The 20,289-nt window shown below is 70.2% G+C and carries 21 protein-coding genes; 17 read left to right on the forward strand and 4 right to left on the reverse strand.

The window, feature by feature from the left end; genetic code table 11:
• Positions 1-141: 141 nt before the first annotated feature.
• Positions 142-1,329: a cytochrome P450 gene (locus tag DMC64_RS17505; protein ID WP_125734397.1), complete on the reverse strand. Its 1,188-nt coding sequence runs from the start codon at positions 1,327-1,329 to the stop codon at positions 142-144.
• Positions 1,330-1,575: 246 nt separating this feature from the next.
• Here DMC64_RS17505 and DMC64_RS17510 point away from each other — a divergent pair, with 246 nt between their 5' ends.
• Positions 1,576-1,995, forward strand: a complete 420-nt coding sequence (locus DMC64_RS17510) for an enediyne antibiotic chromoprotein (protein WP_037341331.1) — start codon at positions 1,576-1,578, stop codon at positions 1,993-1,995.
• A 210-nt stretch (positions 1,996-2,205) separates the two neighbouring features.
• Here the strand turns inward: DMC64_RS17510 and DMC64_RS17515 are convergent, their stop codons facing one another.
• The 3 genes from DMC64_RS17515 to DMC64_RS17525 are packed head-to-tail and all read right to left on the reverse strand — an operon-like array spanning position 2,206 to position 5,462.
• The gene (locus DMC64_RS17515) at positions 2,206-3,300 is read right to left on the reverse strand and encodes an LLM class flavin-dependent oxidoreductase (RefSeq protein WP_125734398.1); all 1,095 of its coding nucleotides are present in this window, start codon (positions 3,298-3,300) and stop codon (positions 2,206-2,208) included.
• Entirely contained in the window at positions 3,297-4,295 is a 999-nt protein-coding gene (locus tag DMC64_RS17520; protein WP_125734399.1) for an acyl-CoA dehydrogenase family protein, read from the reverse strand. Before DMC64_RS17520 ends, DMC64_RS17515 begins: the two co-directional genes overlap by 4 nt.
• A 9-nt stretch (positions 4,296-4,304) precedes the next feature.
• Positions 4,305-5,462, reverse strand: a complete 1,158-nt coding sequence (locus tag DMC64_RS17525) for an acyl-CoA dehydrogenase family protein (protein ID WP_125734400.1) — start codon at positions 5,460-5,462, stop codon at positions 4,305-4,307.
• A 167-nt stretch (positions 5,463-5,629) separates the two neighbouring features.
• On the opposite strand from DMC64_RS17525, the gene DMC64_RS17530 reads away from it, so the two are divergent.
• From DMC64_RS17530 to DMC64_RS17600, 16 genes are all read left to right on the forward strand, one after another.
• Positions 5,630-6,769: a steroid 3-ketoacyl-CoA thiolase gene (locus DMC64_RS17530; protein WP_037341337.1), complete on the forward strand. Its 1,140-nt coding sequence runs from the start codon at positions 5,630-5,632 to the stop codon at positions 6,767-6,769.
• Between the two features lie 2 nt (positions 6,770-6,771).
• Positions 6,772-7,983 carry a CaiB/BaiF CoA-transferase family protein gene (locus DMC64_RS17535; protein ID WP_125734401.1) on the forward strand — a complete coding sequence of 404 codons (1,212 nt, stop codon included), beginning with the start codon at positions 6,772-6,774 and terminating at the stop codon, positions 7,981-7,983.
• A gap of 37 nt (positions 7,984-8,020) precedes the next feature.
• Positions 8,021-8,761 (forward strand): 3-oxoacyl-[acyl-carrier-protein] reductase, encoded by a 741-nt coding sequence (gene fabG / locus DMC64_RS17540; protein ID WP_016336899.1) that lies wholly within the window; start codon positions 8,021-8,023, stop codon positions 8,759-8,761.
• Complete coding sequence (locus tag DMC64_RS17545) at positions 8,758-9,144, forward strand: 3-hydroxyacyl-ACP dehydratase (RefSeq protein WP_125734402.1); 387 nt, start codon at positions 8,758-8,760, stop codon at positions 9,142-9,144. The genes fabG and DMC64_RS17545 overlap by 4 nt, the downstream gene beginning before the upstream one ends.
• Positions 9,141-9,605, forward strand: coding sequence for a 3-hydroxyacyl-ACP dehydratase FabZ family protein (locus DMC64_RS17550; protein ID WP_016336897.1), 465 nt, complete (start codon positions 9,141-9,143; stop codon positions 9,603-9,605). The genes DMC64_RS17545 and DMC64_RS17550 overlap by 4 nt, the downstream gene beginning before the upstream one ends.
• Positions 9,606-9,639: 34 nt before the next feature.
• On the forward strand, positions 9,640-9,894 hold the full coding sequence (locus DMC64_RS17555) for an acyl carrier protein (protein WP_005155526.1): 255 nt from the start codon (positions 9,640-9,642) through the stop codon (positions 9,892-9,894).
• 3 nt (positions 9,895-9,897) lie between these two features.
• Positions 9,898-11,100, forward strand: coding sequence for a beta-ketoacyl synthase (locus DMC64_RS17560; protein ID WP_037341345.1), 1,203 nt, complete (start codon positions 9,898-9,900; stop codon positions 11,098-11,100).
• A complete protein-coding gene (locus DMC64_RS17565; RefSeq protein WP_125734403.1) occupies positions 11,097-12,194 on the forward strand; it encodes a beta-ketoacyl synthase N-terminal-like domain-containing protein in 1,098 nt (365 codons plus the stop codon). The genes DMC64_RS17560 and DMC64_RS17565 overlap by 4 nt, the downstream gene beginning before the upstream one ends.
• A 168-nt stretch (positions 12,195-12,362) precedes the next feature.
• On the forward strand, positions 12,363-13,478 hold the full coding sequence (locus DMC64_RS17570) for a beta-ketoacyl synthase N-terminal-like domain-containing protein (RefSeq protein ID WP_125734404.1): 1,116 nt from the start codon (positions 12,363-12,365) through the stop codon (positions 13,476-13,478).
• Complete coding sequence (locus DMC64_RS17575) at positions 13,475-14,308, forward strand: beta-ketoacyl synthase N-terminal-like domain-containing protein (protein ID WP_125734405.1); 834 nt, start codon at positions 13,475-13,477, stop codon at positions 14,306-14,308. The genes DMC64_RS17570 and DMC64_RS17575 overlap by 4 nt, the downstream gene beginning before the upstream one ends.
• Positions 14,305-15,102 (forward strand): alpha/beta fold hydrolase, encoded by a 798-nt coding sequence (locus DMC64_RS17580; RefSeq protein ID WP_037341351.1) that lies wholly within the window; start codon positions 14,305-14,307, stop codon positions 15,100-15,102. The genes DMC64_RS17575 and DMC64_RS17580 overlap by 4 nt, the downstream gene beginning before the upstream one ends.
• The gene (locus DMC64_RS17585) at positions 15,099-16,019 is read left to right on the forward strand and encodes a thioesterase family protein (RefSeq protein ID WP_125734406.1); all 921 of its coding nucleotides are present in this window, start codon (positions 15,099-15,101) and stop codon (positions 16,017-16,019) included. The genes DMC64_RS17580 and DMC64_RS17585 overlap by 4 nt, the downstream gene beginning before the upstream one ends.
• Positions 16,016-16,648 (forward strand): 2-hydroxychromene-2-carboxylate isomerase, encoded by a 633-nt coding sequence (locus DMC64_RS17590; RefSeq protein ID WP_125734407.1) that lies wholly within the window; start codon positions 16,016-16,018, stop codon positions 16,646-16,648. Before DMC64_RS17585 ends, DMC64_RS17590 begins: the two co-directional genes overlap by 4 nt.
• On the forward strand, positions 16,645-16,767 hold the full coding sequence (locus DMC64_RS43505; RefSeq protein WP_255431380.1) for a hypothetical protein: 123 nt from the start codon (positions 16,645-16,647) through the stop codon (positions 16,765-16,767). Before DMC64_RS17590 ends, DMC64_RS43505 begins: the two co-directional genes overlap by 4 nt.
• Complete coding sequence (locus DMC64_RS17595; protein ID WP_063272290.1) at positions 16,764-17,492, forward strand: class II aldolase/adducin family protein; 729 nt, start codon at positions 16,764-16,766, stop codon at positions 17,490-17,492. Before DMC64_RS43505 ends, DMC64_RS17595 begins: the two co-directional genes overlap by 4 nt.
• 10 nt (positions 17,493-17,502) lie before the next feature.
• Positions 17,503-20,280, forward strand: a complete 2,778-nt coding sequence (locus tag DMC64_RS17600) for a cytochrome P450 (protein ID WP_125734408.1) — start codon at positions 17,503-17,505, stop codon at positions 20,278-20,280.
• Positions 20,281-20,289 lie beyond the last annotated feature (9 nt).

Raw genomic sequence — 20,289 nt, forward strand, 5'->3', positions numbered from 1 at the left:
CCCAGGAATAGGAGATGACGCGGCTCACGGACGTGAGATACGCACCGCGAATTCGTGATCGTCTCAAAAAGTGTCGCACCACGGTTTCGCACGCGTCTTATCCCAGCCTGCTGGTTTGGGCGATCGGTCCTTTGAGGACAGTCATCGGTGAAGGCGGACGGGAAGGGCTTCGAGGCCGTGCATCACCATGCTGACGCGCCAGCGGAGACTTTCCGCGGGGACGGCCGCGTGCAGTTCCGGGAACCGGGTGAGCAGCGCGGACAACGCGATCCCGCCTTCGAGCCGGGCCATCGGCGCGCCGAGACAATGGTGGATGCCGTGTCCGAAGGCGAGCTGGGGGTTGTCCGCGCGGTCGAGTTCCAAGGCGTCCGCGCCGGGGAATCGAGCGGGATCGCGATTGGCGGCCAGCAACGACACGATGACCAGCGAACCGGCCGGGATCGTCACGCCGCCGAGCTCGATTTCCTCGTTGGCGTAACGCATCGCCGCGTGCACCGGGCTCTCGTAGCGCAGGAATTCCTCGACCGCGGCGGGCATCCCGTCCGGGTTCGCGCGCAACGCGGCGAGCTGCGCCGGGTTCTCGAGCAGCGCGAGGGTGGCGTTGCCGATGAGATGGACGGTGGTCTCGTGCCCGGCGATGAGCAGGAGGAAGACCATCGACGTCAGCTCGTGTTCGGTGAGCCGGTCGTCGCCGTCGTGCACCGTGACGAGCGCGGAAAGCAGGTCCGTGCCGGGATTCGCGCGCTTCTCGGCGAGGAGTTTCCTGACATAGCGCAGCATTTCGGCGGCGGCCGCGTCGAGTTCGTCGACGGGCAGCGCGCTGGCGGTGAGGATCTCGGTCCAGCCGTGGAAGGCGCCCGCCTCGTCCTCCGGCACGCCGAGCATCTCCGTGAGGATGCGGATCGGCAGCGGAAGGGCGAGCGCCTTGATCAGGTCGACCTCGTCGAAATCGGCCACGGCGTCGAGGAGTTCGGCCGTGATGGCCTCGATTCTGGGGCGCAGCTGGGCGATCCGGCGCACGGTGAACGCGGCGGACACCAGCTTCCTGAGCCTGGTGTGATCCGGCGGATCCAGGTTCAGCATATGCGTGTTCATGCCGAGCCGGACGTCCTCGGACAGCCCGCGCCGATCGCCGACGGCGCCGGTGCGCCCGCTCAGCCCGGGATGCGCGAGCGCCTGGCGGACCTCGGCGTAGCCGCTCACCAGCCAGCCGGCGGTACCGGAGGAGAGGGTGATCCTGCGGACCGGGCCGCTTTCGCGCAGTGCGGCGTAGGCGGCGTGCCTTTCTGGCGCGCCCCCGAACAGGAAATCGGAGCTGGAAGAGGTCACCGAATCAGGATCCCGTGCGCGCCGCCGCACCTTCTTCTCCTGACTTGCCCGTCGCCTATGAATTACGCACGAAGCGCGCGAGTTTATTGCACCTTTTTTCTTACGGCCTACTCGAAAACTGCTCGAAGAAATGGTTGACGATCTACGTTCGATGATCGTAACGTTGTTACCAGGACGCCGGGGGGCAACGGAACCCGCGCCTGGTGAAGTCGGAAAATTCCCAGCAATGAATCGGAGTTGATTACTGTGTCCGCAAAGCTTGCCGCCAAGTTCGCCGGTTCCGCCATCGCCGCGCTCGGCCTGATGGCCGTCGTGGCGCCGGGTGCCTCGGCCGCCGCGGCCGTGACGGTCACGCCGTCGTCGGGGCTCTCGGACGGTGCGGTGGTCCAGGTGACCGGAACCGGGCTGACGCCGGGTGCGACCTATCGCGTCGGCGAATGCGCCCAGGACGCGGCGGGGCAGTTCCCTTGCAGCCCTTCGCAGCAGTCGCTGGTCGCTGACGCGGCCGGCAAGATCTCGGCCTCGGTCACGGTGCGGAAGAACTTCACCGGTGTGCTGCCCGACGGCAGCAGCTACGGCGCGGTGGACTGCACGGCCATCACCTGCGTCGTCGGCCTCGGTGACGCCGCCGGCAACGGCGGCGGCGTGATCATCAGCTTCAGCTGACGCTGACGCGAAAGCGGCGATGAAGGAATTGGGACGTCGCGTGTCCCAATTCCTTCATCGCCGGGTAAGCCTACTTCAGATGTCGCGATCGCGGAACTCGCGTGTTTCCCGCCGGATCTCGCGTGATTGGAGGCGGAACACACGAGTTACGCCGCCAATCACGCGAGTTCCGGCTTCAATCACGTGAATCACGCCGACGAGCACGGAACTTCAGAGTGTTTCCGCGAGAAGCCCCCGCTTACGCAGCAGCGGCATGACGCCTTCCCCGAAGGTGTAAGCCTCTTCGAGATGCGGCTGGGCGGAAAGGATCAGATGGTCCAGGCCGAGCGCGTGGTACTCCTCGATCCGTTCGGCCACTTCCTCGTGGCTGCCCACCAGCGCCGTGCCGACGCCGGGGCGCACCAGGCCGTAACCCGCCCAGACGTTGGGGTGGATCTCCAGCGAGTCGGTGCGGCCGGCGTGCAGGGCCGCCATCCGCCGCTGGCCCTCGGATTCGGTGGCGGCGAAACGTTCCTGCGCCTGCCGGATCCGGGCCGGGTCCATCCCGGCGAGCAGCTGGTCGGCCACCTTCCAGGCTTCGGCCGAGGTGTCGCGGCTGATCACGTGGAATCGCGTGCCGAAGCGCAGCGAACGCCCCAGTGCTTCCGCGCGTTCCCGCGACCGGGCGAGGTGCGAGGCCATGGCCGACGGCGTTTCGCCCCACATCAGCAGCACGTCCGCCTGCGCGGCCGCGACCTCCAGCGCGGCCGACGAAGAACCGCCGAGGAACAGGGTCGGCCGCACCGGATGCGGCCGCGCGACCATCCCGGCCCGCAACGTGTAATGCGTGCCGGAGAAGTCGAAGCGCGAACCCGGCCAAGCCTGCCGGAAGACGTCCATGAATTCGCCGGTGCGCGCGTACCGCTGGTCGTGGTCGAGCCAGTCGCCGTAGCGGCGCTGCTCGTCGGGGTCCCCGCCGGTCACGATGTTCAGCAGCAGCCGCGAATCGGAGACGCGCTGGAAGGTCGCCGCGGTCTGCGCGGCCAGCAGCGGCGAGATGAACCCCGGGCGCAGCGCGATCATGAACTTCACCGACCGCGTCGCACCCACGAGCGCCGAGGCGACGACCCACGGGTCCTCGCAGAACAACCCGAACGGCGTGAGCATCCCGGTGAACCCGAAGCGGTCCGCGGCGAGCGCGACCTGGGTCAGGTATTCGAGGTCCGGCTCGCGACGGGCGCCTGGGGCCGCGACGCCGTCGGCGGTCTTGGCGATCTCCCGTCCGTCGCCGTGTGACGGCAGGAACCAGTGCAGTTGCAGGCTCATGAGTGCTCCCCGAACAGTGAGTGCGCGATCGCTTCCAACGGTCCCGAGGCCAGTTCCGCCTCCAGCCACAGCGCGCGCCGGAACCAGCGGTGCAGCGGGAATTCCCAGGTGACGCCCATCCCGCCGCAGACCTGGATCGCCGTCTCGCAGACGGTGATCGCCGCGCGGCCCGCGGCGTGGGCGGCGCACGCGACGGCTTCCGCGGTGGGGGCGGCAGCTGCGCGGTAGGCCAGCGAACGCGCGAGCTCGACCTCGGCGTACCCGTCGGCGAGCTGCTGGCTCACCGCCTGGAACGAACCGATGGGGCGATCGAACTGCGACCGCGTCTTCGCGTGGTCGACGGCGATCGCCAGCGCCCGGTCGGCGACGCCGATGGCCTCGCCCGCGAGCAGCGTGGTCGCCCGGCTCCGGATCGCGGTGAGCAGCGGTGCGGCGGAAGGCGGCCCGACCAGCAGCCTGCCCTCGGCGCCGGCCAGCGCGATGTCCGACGTCGTCCGGAGCGGATCTACGCCGTCGCGCGCGGAAACCGAGACGGCAGCGGGGCTGACGCCGAACAGCGCCACCCCGGCCGGGGTGCGAGCCGCGACCACGAGCTCCGCGGCGACGTCGGCGTGCAGGATGGCCTGCACCGCGCCGTCGAGCCACCAGCCGTCGTCGCGACGGGTCGCGCGGCAGGTGCCGGAGCCATCGGCGAGTGTCGCCGGGCCTGGCCGTTCGACGCCGGCCGTCTGGTACACCGGCAGGCTGAGCCCGGCCGTCGCGAACCAGGGCACCGGATGCAGGGCGCGCCCGCCTTCTTCGGCCAGCAGGACGAGTTCGGCCAGGCCGAGGTCCGGATCCAGCCAGCCCTGCCGGACCAGCTCCGGCCAGGCGGCGAGGTCCTGCCCGCCGTCGTCGGCCAGCGACGCGATCCGCTCGAAGCCGTACGTGTCCTCGAGGTAGGTGCGGGCGGCGGCCTTGAGCCCGGCTTGATCCTCGGTCAACGCGAAGTCCATCGGTCGCCCCTAACGTGATTTCGGCAGGCCGAGGACCCGCTCCGCGACGATCCCGCGAAGGATCTCCGACGTCCCGCCCTCGATGCTGTTGGCCCGGCTGCGCAACCGCTGGTGCTGCCAGTAGCCGCCCCAGAAGGCGTCGGCCCCGTCGGCCGCCGCGCCCGCGCCGAGCAGCCGCAGGGCGAGCGCGCTCACCCGCTGGTTCGCCTGCGACCAGCGCAGTTTCAGGATCGAGCTCTCCGGCCCCGGCTCACCGGTCCGTTCCATCGCGGCCAGCGCGCGGTAGCCGGTGAACCGCAGGCCCTGCAGGTCGACGTACAGCTCGGCGATCTCGGCACGGACCCGGGGGTCGGTGTCGCCGCCGCACGCCTTGGCGGTCTTGACCAGCCTGTCGAGCTGCACGGCCAGCCGCGCGGTGAGGGTGATGCCGAAGGTGCCGCGTTCGTGCGCGAGGGTGGTCAGCGCGACCCGCCAGCCCTGTCCTGGTTCACCGAGTACGCAGTGGTCGGGGATTTCGACGCCGCTCAACAGGATCTGGTTGAAGTCGGTGTCGCCGGACAGCTGACGCAGCGGCCGCACCTCGACGCCGGGCGCGCGCATGTCGAGCAGGAAACAGGTCAGGCCGCGGTGTTTGGCCGCGTCCGGATCGGTGCGGGCGAGCAGCAGGCAGTGGTCGGCCAAATGGGCGTAGGAGGACCAGACCTTTTCGCCGTCGACGACGTAACCGCCGTCGACGCGGCGAGCCCGGGTGCGCACCGAGGCGAGATCCGAACCGGCGTCCGGCTCGGAGAAGCCCTGGCAGAAGATCGTTTCCCCGGAGAGGATCCGGGGGAGGTGCTCGGCCTTCTGCGCGTCCGTTCCATAGTGGACGATCGCGGGCCCGACCATGCCGAGCCCGATCACCCCGGCGTGGTCCGGTGCCTCGGCCAGTGCGCTCTCCTCGGCGTAGATCGCTTGGTACGACGGGGAAAGGCCGCGTCCACCGTGTTCGGCGGGCCAGGTCAGACCGGCGTATCCGGCCGCGTGCAACGCCTTGCTCCAGGCGCGCAGTTCGTCGGCGGACCACGTACGAGGCGCGCTCGGCGTGGCTTCGGGTAACTGTTCGGCGAGCCAGGCTTTCAGGCCCGCCCGGAATGCCGCTTGATCTTCGCTGTCGTCCAGCCGCATGTACGCACCATAGCCAGCGCCGATGATCGTGAGGGGGTACGCGAACCATTCCCGCAACTACGGAGAACCCCCGGTCGGCACCGCAATCCGAGAGACGTTCCCCCGTCGTGGGCCGCACCACGATGGTGGAGCCGGGCACCGCGTCCGGTGGAGAGGCAGGTACCCGCGTGGCCGCGCTGAACGACCGGACCCCGGTCATCGTCTCCGCCGTCCGCACCCCGCTCGGCAAACGTGGCGGGGTGCTCGCCGGGCTCAAGGCCGTCGAGCTGATGCGGCACGTCCAGCTGGAGGTCATCGCCCGCGCCGGCATCGAACCCGGCGACGTCGAGCAGATCATCGGCGGCTGCGTGACCCAGTCCGGTGAGCAGAGCCTCAACGTCACCCGCAACGCCTGGCTCAACTCCGGCCACGACCCGGCGGTCGGTTGTTCCACAGTGGACGTTTCCTGTGGTTCGGCCCAGCAGGCCAACCATCTGATCTCCGCGCTGATCGCCGCGGACGCCATCGACACCGGGATCGCCTGCGGTGTCGAGTCGATGAGCCGGGTGCCGATCGGGACGAATCTCTACCAGGGGCCAGGGCACTACAAGACTTCCGACTACCCGTGGGAAGACCCGCCGAAGGCACAGTTCGGCGGCGCCGAGCGGATCGCCGCGCGGGAGGGCATCGGCCGCGCGGACGCCGACGACTACGGCCTCCTTTCCCAGCAGCGGGCGGCGCGAGCGTGGGCGGAAGGCCGGTTCGATCGCGAGGTCTCCCCGGTCGGTTCGGTCACGCGCGACGAAGGCGTCCGCGACACCACGCTCGAAGGACTCGCCGCGTTGCGCCCCAACGTCGAGGGCGCCGTGCACACCGCCGGATCGACTTCGCAGATCTCCGACGGGGCGGCCGCCATCCTCTGGATGTCGTACGGGAAGGCCCGCGCGCTGGGCTTGACCCCGCGGGCGCGGCTGGTCGGCCAGGTCGTCACCGGCGCGGATCCGTACTACCTGCTCGACGGGCCCGTGGTCGCCACCGAACGGGTGCTGCGCAAGACCGGGCGCCGGCTGTCCGATGTGGACATCTGCGAGGTGAACGAGGCGTTCGCCGGGGTGGTGCTGAACTGGGCCAAGGCGCACGGCGCGGACATCGATCGCGTCAACGTCAACGGCGGCGCCATCGCGCTAGGCCACCCCCTCGGCGCGACCGGGACCCGGCTGCTGGTGACGGCGCTGCACGAACTCGAGCGCACCGACACTTCGACCGCGCTGATCACCATGTGCTGCGGCGGTTCGCTCGGCACCGCCTCACTGCTGGAAAGGCTTTGACCATGCGCGAAGAAGACTTCTTCCGTAGGGCGCGCGCCGGTTCGGTCGGGCCGCTGGAAGGCGTGCGCGTCCTGGACGTGACCAAGGTCTGGTCCGGTCCGCTCGCCACCTGTGTCATGGCGGACATGGGCGCGGACGTCGTCCGCGTCGAGCTCGCCGACGGCCACGACGGCGAGGTGCCGCCGAACATCCCCGGCACCGGCCTGTCGTGGTTCCGGGAAACCGTGCACCGCAACAAACGCAGCGCGGGGCTGGATCTGCGTGACGACGGCGACCGCGCCCGGTTCCTGGAACTGGTGGCGCACGCGGACATCGTGGTCGAGAACTACAAGCCCGGGACGCTGGACGGCTGGGGTGCCGGCTACGAGGCCTGCCGCGCGGCGCGCGAGGACATCGTGTTCGTGTCGGTGTCCGGTTTCGGGCAGTACGGCCCGAAATCGCATCTGCCCGCCTACGATCCCGCGATCCAGGCCGCGGCGGGCTGGATGTCGCTCAACGGAATTCCGGAAGGCCCGCCGGTGCGTGCGCCGACGTTCCTCGCCGACGAGCTGGCGGGCCTGCACGCGGCGATCGGCGGCCTCGCCGCGCTGACACACCGGAACCGGACCGGCGAGGGACAGCACGTCGACGTGTCCATGGTGGACTGTCTGCTCGCCAGCAGCAGCGGATTGCCGACGCTGGCGGCGACGGGCGCGCCGCCGCAGCGGGTCGGCAACGAGACGGATTTCGTCGTCCCGGCCAACGTCTACGCGTGCGCCGACGGCCATCTGTACCTCGCCGTCGCCATCAACCGGCATTGGCGCGCGCTCGCCGAGATCATCGGCAGGCCGGAGCTCGGCCGCGCCGAGGGGTTCGGCACGGCACCCGAACGGCTGGCCAACCGGGACGCGGTCAACGCGATCGTCGCGGGCTGGTGCGCGGGACGTCCGCTGGCCGAGGCGCTCGAAGTGCTGAACGGCCGGGGCCTGGTCGCCGCGCCGGTGCGCACGCTCACCGAGGCCGTCGCGGACGAACACGTCAAGGCGCGCGCGATGTTGCAGGAAACGGTGCTGAGCAACGGATCCGTCGCGCCGATCGTCGGGCCCGCGGTGAAGTTCTCCCGTACTCCGACGAAGGTCCGTCGTGGTGCGCCGCGCCCGGGCGCGGATACCGAAGAAGTGCTTTCGGAGCTCGCGGCAAACGATGAGAAGAACAGTTTGCGCCGCGCTTCATAAAATGAAAACAAAGTGTGCTGGAAAACGAGGAGGCGTCGTGGCGGAGCACCACCGGGCCCTGATCACCGGGGCTTCACGAGGGATCGGCCGGGCCGTGGCGCTGCGGCTGGCCCAGGAGGGCTACGCCGTCGCCGGCTGTTTTTCGAAAGCGAGCGCGGCGTCGGCGGAAACCGAAGAGGACATCGCCGCGATCGGGGTTCCCTCCTATTTCGCGGAATGCGATGTCACCGATTCCGAAGCCGTCGAGCGATTCGTGAAGGACGCCGAAGAGAAGCTCGGCACGATCGATCTGCTGGTCAACAACGCCGGTATCACCAAGGACAGCCCGCTGGTGCTCGCCAACGCCGAGGACTGGCACGCGGTACTCGACACGAACCTCACCGGCACCTGGAACTTCTGCCGTGCCATGGCCTTCCGGTTCATGAAGAACCGCGGCGGCGTCGTGGTCAACATGTCCTCGGTCGCCGGCGTCTACGGCCACGCGGGCCAGACCGCCTACTCCGCCAGCAAGGCCGGGATCATCGGCTTCAGCAAGTCGCTGGCCAAGGAGGTCGCCGGGCACGGCGTCCGGGTCAACGTCGTCGCACCCGGCTTCATCGAGACGGACATGACCGGCGCCCTCGGCGACAAGCAGCGCGCCAAGGCGCTGACCCAGATCCCGGTCAAGCGGTTCGGCACCGGGGAGGACGTCGCCGAACTGGTCGCGTTCCTGGTCTCCGACCGCGCCTCCTACATCACCGGACAGGTGCTGCAGGTCGACGGGGGGATCACGCTGTGACCGGGCTTCCCGACTACGCCGCGCCGTTGCGGGCGGTCGACCTGCTGGACGTCCGTGCGTGCGGGGACGACCTCGAGCTGGTCGCCCAGATCACCGTGGACGGCAAGGAACCCAACCTGCGCGGGCATTTCCCCGGCCAGGCCGTGTACCCCGGCATCTTCGTCATCGAGACGCTGGAACAGGCGATGCGCGAGGCCGCGAACGCCCGGCTGCGCACCGTCCGGTCCGTCCGCTTCCTCGCCCCGGTGCTCGACGGCGACCGCATGGTCCTCACGGCCACCGCGAAGCGCACCGAGGACGGCTGGGACGTCACCGGGACGGCAGCGCTCGGCGAGACGACGACGGCCAAGATCCGGGCGACCTTCGAGGAGGACGCGGAATGACCGAGCACCACGACATCCGGGTCCTGCTCCCGCAGCGGTATCCGCTGCTGCTGGTGGACCGCGTGCTGGAACTGGTCCCCGGCGAGTCGATCGTGACGATCAAGGCGGTCACCGGCACCGAGCCGTGCTACGCGGGGATTCCCGACGGCGCGCCGCCGAGCCGGTACGACTACCCGAAGTCGCTGATGATCGAGTCGTTCGGGCAGAGCGCCGCGCTGCTGTGGCTCGACGGCCGCGCGCCGGTCGAGGACGACGACACGACGTTGATGTTCATCGGTGCCCGTGACTATCGGTTCACGGGTGCCGCCCGCCCTGGTGACGTGCTCCGCCACGAGGTCCGCCTGGAGTCGGTGCTGGCCGACACGGCCTTCGCCACCGGCCGGACCTGGGCCGGGGATCGCCTGATCGCCACCGTCACCACCCTGACCGCGACGCGGCGCCCTGTGCGGGCCGCGGCGTGAGAACCGCACGGGACAACGAAACCGGAGGATCGTCATGACGCAGACCGACACCCAGCTCGAGGAGCTCCGCGAGCTGGTCGCCGAGGTGCTCGAGCTCGAGCCCGAGGAACTCGAGGACAACGGGGACTTCATCGACGACTACGAGGCCGACTCCCTGCGCGCCATCGAGATCCTCGCCCGGATCGACAAGCAGTACAAGATCGAGATCCCGCAGGCCGAACTGCCCGAGCTGCGCACGCTCAAGGCGGTCAACGACGCCCTGATCCGGCACTCCGTCAAGAAGGGATGAACCGTGGCCCGCGTTGTCGTTACCGGGGTCGGCCCGGTGTCGAGCATCGGGATCGGGATCGCCGCGTTCGCCGAGGCGCTCCGCACCGGCCGATCCGGGATCTCGCCCATCACCAGCTTCGACCCGGCCGGGTTCCCGCACCGGAACGCGGGTGAGGTCCAGACCTTCGATCCGGGTGCCCAGCTCCGCCGGGTCGACCCGGCGAGCTGGGGCCGGTCCAGCCAGTTCGCGGCGAGCGCCGCGCGGCTGGCGGTGGCCGACGCCCGGCTCGACCTGACGTCGGTGTCGCCGGGGCGTGCCCACGCGATCATGGGCACCACCAGCGGTGAGTCCGCGGTCGCGGAGGCGCTCACCGAACAGATCATCGACGGCGGATTCGCCGCGCAGGATCCGGCCCTGCTGACCCAGCTGCCCGCCAACCGGCTGGCGAACGCGGTCAGCGAGGAACTGGAGCTCTCCGGGGAGTCGCTGACCATCGCGACCGCCTGCTCGGCGAGCAACTACGCGATCGGCTACGCCTACGACCTGCTGGCCGGTGGCGAAGCCGACGTCGTCTTCGCCGGCGGCGCCGATTCGGTGTGCCGCTGGGCGCACGCCGGTTTCTACCGGCTCGGCGCGCTGGCGAAGGACGCCTGCACCCCGTTCGACAAGGACCGCGCCGGCATTCTGACCGGCGAGGGTGGCGCCGTGCTCGCGCTGGAGACCTTGGAGCACGCCACGAAACGGGGCGCCACGATCTACGCGGAACTGCTCGGGTACGGCGTCAACTGCGACGCCATCCACCCGGTCACGCCGGACGCGCCGACGGTCGCGGAATGCATGCGCATCGCGCATCGCAATTCCGGGATCTCACCGTCCGATGTGGACTACATCTGCGCGCACGGCACCGGCACGCAGGTGAACGACCTGGTCGAGAGCAAGGCCGTGCTCGAAGTGTTCGGCGAGCGGCCGCCGCCGATCAGCTCGATCAAGTCGATGCTCGGCCACACCATGGGCGCGGCCTGCGGGTTCGGGGCGATCGCCTCGACCATCGCGATCGACCGCGGATTCCTGCCGCCCACGGTCAACTGGACCACCGAAGACCCGGAACTGGGCGTCGACCCGGTGCCGAACGCGGCCCGGCAGGCGAACGTGCGGGTGGTCCAGAACGACGGTTTCGCCTTCGGTGGCAACAACGCCATCGTGATGTTGGGAGCGCCAGAATGAGCGGTGTGGTGGTGACCGGCTGGAGCGCGCTGACCTCCGCGGGCGTCGGCGTGGACGCGCTGGCGAAGCGGCTCGAACTGGCCGAGGCCGGTCAAGTCCACAAGGGCCAGGAGATCGGCGATCTCTACGAGGAGCCGTTACCCGCGGCGAATGGGCACTTCCTCCCGAGTTTCAGCCCTCGGGAACATCTGGGACGCAAAGGAACCAGCACCTTCGACCGGGCCACCGGGCTCGCCGTGGTGTGCTGCCAGGAGGCGCTGCGCGAGGCCGGGGTCACCCTCGACGACGAGGTCCGGCCGCGGATCGGTGTGGTGCTCGGGACCTCGCTGGGCAGTTTCAAGTCCACCAGCGACTACACGCGCGAGACCCTCGTGCAGGAGAAGCCGTACCTGGTCAACCCGATGCTGTTCCCGAACACGGTGATGAACTGCGCCGCCGGGCAGGTCGCCATCCGGTTCGGCCTGCGCGGGGTGAACACCACCATCGCGGGCGGCACGCTCGGGTTCCTCAACGCCCTGCGCTACGCCGGCAACGCCATCGACCGCGGCCATGTCGACGTCGTGGTCGCCGGCGCGGTGGAGGAGTTCACGCCGCACCGCGCGTGGTCGACGCATCTGACCGGGGCGACCGAGGTCGTCGCCGCCGGTGAGGCGGCCGGGATGTTCGTGCTGGCCAAGGAGGACACGCCGGAATGGGCGGGCACGCGGCAGCGCGCCGGCGTCCTCGCGGTCGCCACGGCGTACGGACCGGGCGGTGGTGACGCCGCCGAGACCGCGCTCGCCGGATGCGTGCACCGGGTGCTGGTGAAGGCGGGCGCGGATACGTCCGAAGTGTCCACTGTGTACACGGGCGAGGCCGACGATGATGACCGGCGTGAGTACGGTCCGATCGTCCGGGCTCTCGGCCACCGTCCGGAGCGGGTCATGGTCAAACGGCTGTTCGGCGAATGCGACGCGGCTTCCGGCGCGGTGGCGCTGGGTGTCCTGCTCGCCGAGGAGCGCGATGCCCGGCCCGGCGGGCTTTGCCTGCTCACCGCGCGGGGCGCGGACGGCGCTGTCGGCGCCGCCATCGTGAGAACTTGTGGGCGGAGCTGAAGATGTACTCGAAGAGCGCCCCAACGCGTGAACCCGCCCCGGCCGAAGGCCCCGCTATCGCGGTGGCAGGGCGCCTTGTTCACCACCGTGACGTGGAAGACCAGGCAGCGCCCTGCCGACGTCGATCGCGGACGCGGGTTCACCGACAGACAGCGAGGAGGTACGCCGATGGCGGTCCTGATCGCGGGTAGCGCGGTGCGCACCTGCCTCGGTTCGGGAGCGGAGACGTTCGAGGGCCTGCTTCGCGGCGCCTGCGGCGTCTCACCGCTCCGGTACGGCGATCCGGAAAAGCTGAATGTCGCCTACGGTTACCACACCGGCTTGGCCGACGAGCCGTTCCGCGCGGGGCGGCTTCTCGCCGAGTGCCTGAAGGAAGCCGTCGCACAGTCCGGTGTGGACACCGCCACCCAGCGGGTCGCCGTCCTCGTCGGCACGGGACTGCGTGAGCTGTCCGCGGTGGAACGGCTGGCGCTCACCGGGGAGACCGTGCCCGCCGATCGGCTGGACTTCGCCGACGTCGTGGCCGGAGCACTGCCCGGCGTCACGGACGTGACCACGGTCGTCAACGCGTGCAGCGCGGGCGGCCACGTGCTCGCGCTCGCACAGGATCTGCTGGAACTGGGCGAATGCGACGCCGTCGTGGTCGCCGCCGCCGACGCGATGACGCGGTCGATGCTCGCCATGGTCGGCCGGGTGGCCGAGGAACCGACCGAGCGGGTGCGCCCGTTCGACCGCGACCGCACCGGCGTGCTCCTCGGCGAGGGCGCGGCGGTGCTCGTCGTCGTGCCCGAGACCTGGGATGGCCCGGCGCTCGGCAAGGTCACCGCGACCGGCCTCTCCTGCGACGCCTACCACGCCACGGCGCCGGACATCGAAGGCATCGCCCGCGCGATGTCCGACGCCTACACGCGGGCCGGCCGCATACCGTCCGATGTGGACGTGGTGGTGGCGCACGCGACCGGCACCGCGCTCAACGACCCGGTCGAATGCGACGCGTTGCGCAAGGTCGTCCTCGGTGGCGGCGGGAACCCGCTCGTCACCGCGGTCAAGGGCGCCACGGGACACACCTCCGGCAGCGCCGCACTGGTCAATGTGGACGTCGCGCTGCGGATCTTCGCAACCGGTGAGGTGCCCGCGGTCACCGGCCTTTCCGAGCCGCTCGACGAGGCGACCGGACTGCGCCTGGTCATCGGCGAAGCGGTCGCCGCCCGGCCGGAACTGGTACAGGTCAACGCGTTCGGCTTCGGCGGGGTCAACGCCGTCACACTGCTGGAGCGGGCATGACCGGCCGCGCGAGGGAGACCCGCCTGCTCCTCACGGGCTGGAGCCTGCACCTGCCGGGGATCGCCGAGTTCGACGGCGCGCCGCCGGAGAAGGCCGCGACCGTCCTCGGTCGGAAAGGCCTGCTGTACAAGGAACCCTCGACCCGCTTGGCGTTGTGCGCGGTCCATCGCGCCCTCGGCTGGGAGCCGGGGCAGCGGCCCAGCGGGCCGATCGAAACCGGCACCGCGGTGGTCGCGTGCAGCAACCTCGGCAACGTCGAGACGGTCGCGAAGGTCACGCGCGCGGTCGAGGCGGAAGGCGGCCGGGCGGTGAGCGTGCTCGACGCGCCCAACGTCTCGCCGAACGTCGTGGCCAGCACGGTCGCGCTGTGGTTCGGTTTCGGCGGGCCGAACCTGATGCTGTGCTCCGGCAGCACGGCCGGGCACGCCGGCCTGCGGATGGCGAGCCTGCTGCTGCGCTCCGGCCGGGCCACGCGGGTGGTGCTCGTCGGGGCCGAGCCCGACGACGAGATCGCCTCGATCCTGCACGACGGGCCGCTGCGCGCGGGGAGCGCGTGCGCGATCCTCGAACCCTGGCGCGAAAACTCCGGGCACGTCGTGGTCGACGTCGCCCCGAGCGAGGCCGTGCGGCGCACGGTCGGCCCCGGTGGCTTCGACGTCAAGGAACGGTGGGGCGACTTCTACGGCGCGCACGGGGTCGTGGAGCTCGCGCTCGCCGCCCACCTCGCCGTCACGGAAGGCGAAGGCCGCGTGGGCATCGGCCCGCGGCGTCCGGACGGCGGGCCGTCGGTCACCGTCACCGAGCACAGCGATGAGATGGGGTTCCGGTGAACGGTTCGGCGGTGAAGGCGCACACGATCGCGCCCGGCAGGCCCGGTGCGCCGCTGGTGCTGTTCGCGCACGGGATGGAAGGCCACTGGAAGAGCTGGACGCCGCTGGCCGCGCACCTCGATCAGGGCTACCGGATCGTTTCGCTGGAGCTGCCGTGGAAGGCGGGCAACGACTTCCGCTGGCGCAACCGCTCCTTCGGCAAATGGCTCGGCGACGGACTGGACATGGTCGGCGCCACCCCGGACGTCCTCGTGGCGCATTCGTTCGGCGCCAACGCCGCGCTGGAGCTGATGTGCGCGCTCGACCCGCGCGTCGGTTCGTCGGTGGCGTTGTTCTGCCCCTTCTACCGCCTGCCCCGCTACGAGGTGACCTGGCGGATGTTCGAACGCTCCCGCGAGACGTTCACCGCCCACGTCGGCGAGGGTGTCCGCGCCCGGCTCGGCAAACGAGCTGCTTCGCTGGACCCCGAGGTCGTCGACGGCATGGTCAAGATCGCGCTGAACCGGGCCGGCCCGCTCGGCTTCGCGGCGGTGTTCGACCGCTACGCCGCGAGCGCCGACCTCCAGCTCGGCAACGTCGAGATCCCGACGAAGGTGCTGGTCGGCGGCCTGGATCCGACGCTGCCCGCCGAATCCGCGCGCGCCCTCGCCGACGGTATGCCGGGCGCGACGCTGCACACGCTCGACCGCGGTGACCACTTCTTCCACGTCCGCTACGCCCGGTACGCCGCGGCCGAGGTGACCGGCCTCGTCGAAGACGTCCGGACCCTTCCGAAGGTAGGTGAACTCCGATGACCGCAGTCCTGCGGCCAAGCCGGACCGTCACGCACGGCCGCCCCGCGTTCGAGGGCGCCAACATCCGCACCTGGATCGGTTTCAAGCACTTCATGTACCTGGTCGAGCAGGGTGTCCTGCAGTGGCTGCGCGACCAGGGCACGAGCGCGCGCGACCTGTTCCTGGAGCACGGTCTCGGCGCGGAGATCGTGGACTGCTCGGTGCAGTTGCCCGCGGTGCTGGAACTCGACGACGAGGTCGAGGTCGAGGTCACGCCCGGCCGCGGCGACAAGCTGAACGTGCAGCTCTCGGTGGTCCGCGGCGGCGAAAAGGTCACCGTGCTGCGCGGCAAGGTCACCGTCGCACTCGTCCGCGAGCGGGCCGCCGACACCCGGGCCGCGGCCCCGGATGCCTTGGCGCACCTGGAGGTCCCGGCGCTGGAGTCCACTGTGGAGCGGCTGCCGATTCCCGCCGGGGAGACCGCCGAATCGGTGCTGACCGCGTCGCCGGGCGCGTTCCTGTGGTCGTGGCGTGCCCCGTACTTCTACTGCCACTACTCCGACCGCGTCCAGCACTCCGGGTTCGTCCGGACGCTGGAGGAGGTCGTCGACCGGTACCTGGCCGACCGCGGTATCTCCGTCGGCCGGATGCTGTCCGAACGCGCCTGGATCCCGGTCGTCTCCCGCGCCCGCGTGCGGCTGCTGGAGGACGCGCGGATGGAGGAGACGGTGCACACCGTCTTCACCGTCACCGACATCCTGCGCGGCGTCATGTTCGACGGCCGCATGGACTGCTATGTCCAACGTGGACAGGAGCTCGTCCCGGTCGCCACCGCCCAGATCCTGCACGGCTACGCCATCGCGGCCGGGCCGGGCGCGGGCGGTATGGCCGAACTGGACGAGGGTGTCGTGCACGCGCTGATCGGGGACCGGGCGTGAGCCGGCCCGCCAAGCTGTACTTCTCGCTGCGCAGCCCGTACAGCTGGCTCGCGATCAACAAGCTGCGCGACGAGGTGCCCGGCGCACTCGAACAGCTGGAGTGCTACCCGTACTGGGATCCGGACACGGTGACCGGCGCCGGCCTCGACGAACGCGGCGGCGAGTTCCACTACGTGCAGATGAGCCGCGCGAAGCATCTGTACATGCTGATGGACACCAAACGGATCGCCGAGGCGCAGGGCCGCAAGATGGCCTGGCCGATCGACATCGAGCCGTGGTGGGAGCTGCCGCATCTGGCCTGGTTGCGGGCACGCCGCGAGGGCGTCGAGTGGCCGTTCTACGACGCGCTGAACGAGGCGCGCTGGGGCCGCGGCGACAACATCTGCGAGCCGGACATCGTGCGCGCGGCGGCCGAGCAGGCGGGGCTCGATCCGGAGCTGGCCGTCGGCGCGGTCGACGACCCGGAGATCCGCGCCGAGGGCGTCGACTGCCTCTACCAGGCCTATCTCGACGACATCTTCGGCATCCCCTACTTCAAATGGGGCCGCCACCGCTACTGGGGATTCGACCGGCTGGACGGTTTCCTCGGGGTCTGGCGGCCGGCGGTGCGAGAGGAGCGTGCGGCGTGAGCGAGGACCAGGAGGCCACGGTCACGGAGTTGCCGACCGATCAGTGGTACGGCGTGCCCGCCGAACTGCTCGACGAGGGCGCCGCCTACGACTGGGACAGCCCGGGCGGCTGCGGATGAGGACCGTCGAAGAAGAACGGCTCTACCGCAAACAACGGCTGGCGGCGACCATGCGGCTGTTCGCGGTACGCGGTTTCGACGAGGGCGCGGGCGGGCACGTGACCGCTCGCGACCCCGGCGACCCCGACCGGTTCTGGATCAACCCGTTCGGTGTCCACTTCGGACACGTCCGGGTCAGCGATCTGTTGCTGGTCGACGGCCGGGGTGAAATCGTCGAGGGCGACGGGCGGATCAACCCGGCCGGGTTCGTCATCCACTCGCACGTCCACGCCGCACGGCCCGACGTCGTCGCGGTCGCGCACGCGCATTCCACCTACGGGCGCGCGTGGGCGGCGCTCGGCCGCAAACTCGACCCGATCACCCAGGACGCGTGCGCGTTCTACGAGGACCACGAGGTCTTCGACGAATTCGGCGGCGTGGTTCTGGATTCCGACGAAGGCAAACGGATCGCGGTCCGGCTCGGCACCGGCAAGGCGGTGATCCTGCGAAACCACGGGCTGCTCACGGTCGGTGGCACGGTGCAGGAGGCGGCCTGGTGGTTCACCACCATGGACAGCTCGTGTCACGTGCAGTTGCTCGCGGAAGCGGCCGGGAATCCGGTGAAGATCGAGCCCGAGGTCGCGCGGCACACCGCGTCGACCATCGGGACGCCGGGGATGGGGCGGCTCAACTTCCGGCCGTTGTACGCCGATCTGGTGCGCCGCCAACCGGATTTGCTCGACTGAGGGGAAGGTCATGCCGGCTCTACTGAACGACTACATCGCCGAGGGCGGTGCCGGGACCGCGATCGTCGACGAGGCGGGCGCGGTCGGCTGGCGCCTGCTGGGGGAGCGGGTGAACCGCTGGATCGCCCTGCTGCGGGACCGCGGGCTCGGCGAGGGAGACCGGCTGGCCTGTGTACTCGGCAACCGCCGGGAGACCTTCGAGGTCCTCTTGGCGTGCCTGCACTCCGGGATCACCGTGGTGCCGATCAACTGGCACCTCACCGATCCCGAGATCGCCTACATCGTCTCGGATTCCGGCAGCAAGGCCCTGGTCGTCGAGCCGTCGTACGCCGAAACGGCGGGCCGCGCGGTGGCCCGGTCCACCGGGGAATGCACGACACTGCTGGTCACCGGCTCCGCGGCCGAGTCCGGGTTCGAAGCGGTGGAACCGTTGCTGGCGCTGATGTCCTCGGCCGAGCCCGAAGGACAGACCTGCGGTGCCACGATGTTGTACACGTCGGGGACCACCGGGGCGCCGAAAGGCGTGGTGAACGGCCTGTTCGTGGTCGGCGCGCCGTTCTCCAGGGTGGCGAAGCTGACGCGGTACGCGCACGTCGTCCTCGACGTCCCGTCGCGCGAACGGTGCCTGCTCGACGGGCCCTGGTACCACTCGTCCCAGTTGTTCTTCTCGCTGCTCGGGCTCCTGCTGGGCTCGACACTGGTGATCCGCCGGTCCTTCGATCCCGAGTCCACTTTGGACGTCATCGACCGGGAGCGGATCACCGCCGCGCATCTGGTGCCGACCCAGTTCATCCGCCTGCTGCGGCTGCCGGACGAGGTCCGCGCGCGGTTCTCGGGGGCGAGCCTCGGTCGCGTGTGGCACGGCGGCGGGCCGTGCTCGCCGGACGTCAAACGCCGGATGATCGACTGGTGGGGCCCCGTCCTGACGGAGTACTACGGCGCCACCGAGGGCGGCGCCGTCACGCTCACCGGCTCTCGCGACTGGCTCGCGCACCCCGGAAGCGTCGGCAAGGCCGTGCCGCCGAACGAGATCGTGATCCTCGGCGAGGACGGCACCCCGCAACCGCCGGGCGCCACCGGACAGGTGTTCGTCCGCCGGGTCAAAGGGCAGAGCTTTTCGTATCACAACGCGCCCGAGAAGACGCGGTCCGCGCATTTGGAGCCGGGCACCTTCACCTTCGGCGACGTGGGCCATCTCGACGAGGACGGTTTCCTCTATCTCACCGGGCGCGCGCAGGACATGATCGTCTCCGGCGGGGTGAACGTCTACCCGGCCGAGATCGAGGCCGTGCTGATCAACCATCCCGCGGTCCACGACGTCGCGGTCATCGGCGTCCCCGACGACGAGTTCGGCGAGCGCGTGGCCGCCGTCGTGGAGGTCACCGCCGACGCGCCCGAAGACCTGTTCGCCGTGCTGGACCCGTTCTGCCGCAAGTCGTTGGCGGGGTTCAAGACACCGAGGTCGTACCACGTCATCCCGCGGCTGCCCCGTGAAGCGACCGGCAAACTCCGCAAGGACGTGCTGCGCAAGAGTTTCGCGGCGATCGGCATCGAGCGGCCCGACATCGCACATCCCGCGACGTTCGCCGAAGGCGTGCCGCACGCGGAGTTCGCCCGCCGCCGGGAGACCGAACCGGTGGCGTGGACCCCGGAACCGTTGCTGACCAGGCATTCCAGCGCCGGCAGCACCACTCAGCGCGGTTCCGGCTACTGGGCGGTGACCCGGTACGACGACGTCTACTCGGTGTCGCGGCGCCCGGAGGAGTTCTCTTCCGCGGCCAAGGGCGCCTTCCTGCCCGACCCGCGCACACCCGGCGATCTCAAGCAGACCCGGCAACTGCTGGTCAGCATGGACGGCCCCGAGCACGTCCGGATCCGCCGTCTGGTCGCGACGGTGTTCACCCCCAAATCCGTCCGCGGTTTGAGCGACAGCATCGCCGGGCACGCCCGGCGGCTGGTGGAGAAGGTCACCGACGGCGCGGAGTTCGACGCCGTCGCCGACTTCGCCGCCGAGCTGCCGCTCCTGGTCCTCTGCGACCTGCTCGGGTTCCCGCCGGAGGACCGGCACCTGCTCTACCGCTGGAGCAACGCGCTGGTCGGCTTCGACGACCCGGAGTTCGGCGGCGGCGACGTCGAGGCCTACCGCCGGACGTTCGCCGAAGCGTTCGCCTACGCGATGAAGCTCGGTCTGAACCGGCGTGAAACCCCGACCGACGACCTGATCAGCCGTCTGGTCAACGCCGAGGTCGACGGGAAACACCTGTCGGACCGGGAGTTCTGCAGCTTCTGGCTGCTGCTGGTGGTCGCGGGCAACGAGACCACCCGGCACCTGATCTCCGGTTCGCTGGAGGCACTGGTGAACAACCCGGCCGAACGCGACCGGCTGGTGTCCGGTGAGGTACCGGTGGCCACCGCGGTCGACGAGCTGATCCGCTGGGTCACGCCGATCATGCAGTTCCGCCGCACCGCCGTGCGGGACACGGAGATCGCCGGGCAGCCGGTCGCCGAGAGCGACAAGGTCGTCGTCTATTACACCTCGGCCAACCGCGATCCGGCCGTGTTCACCGACCCGGACCGCCTCGACCTCGGCCGCGACCCCAATCCGCACCTGTCCTTCGGTATCGGCCCGCATTTCTGCCTCGGCGCGCATCTGGCCCGGCTGGAGATGACGACGCTGCTGACCGAACTGCTGCCGCATCTGCCCGGCCTGCGCCTGACCGGGCCGGTGACCCGGCTCGAGTCGAACTTCGTCAACGGCGCCAAGTCCATGCCCGCCCGCTTCGGATGATCCAAAGAG

The sequence above is a fragment of the Amycolatopsis sp. WAC 04197 genome, assembly GCF_003947475.1.
Taxonomy (GTDB): Bacteria; Actinomycetota; Actinomycetes; order Mycobacteriales; family Pseudonocardiaceae; genus Amycolatopsis; species Amycolatopsis japonica.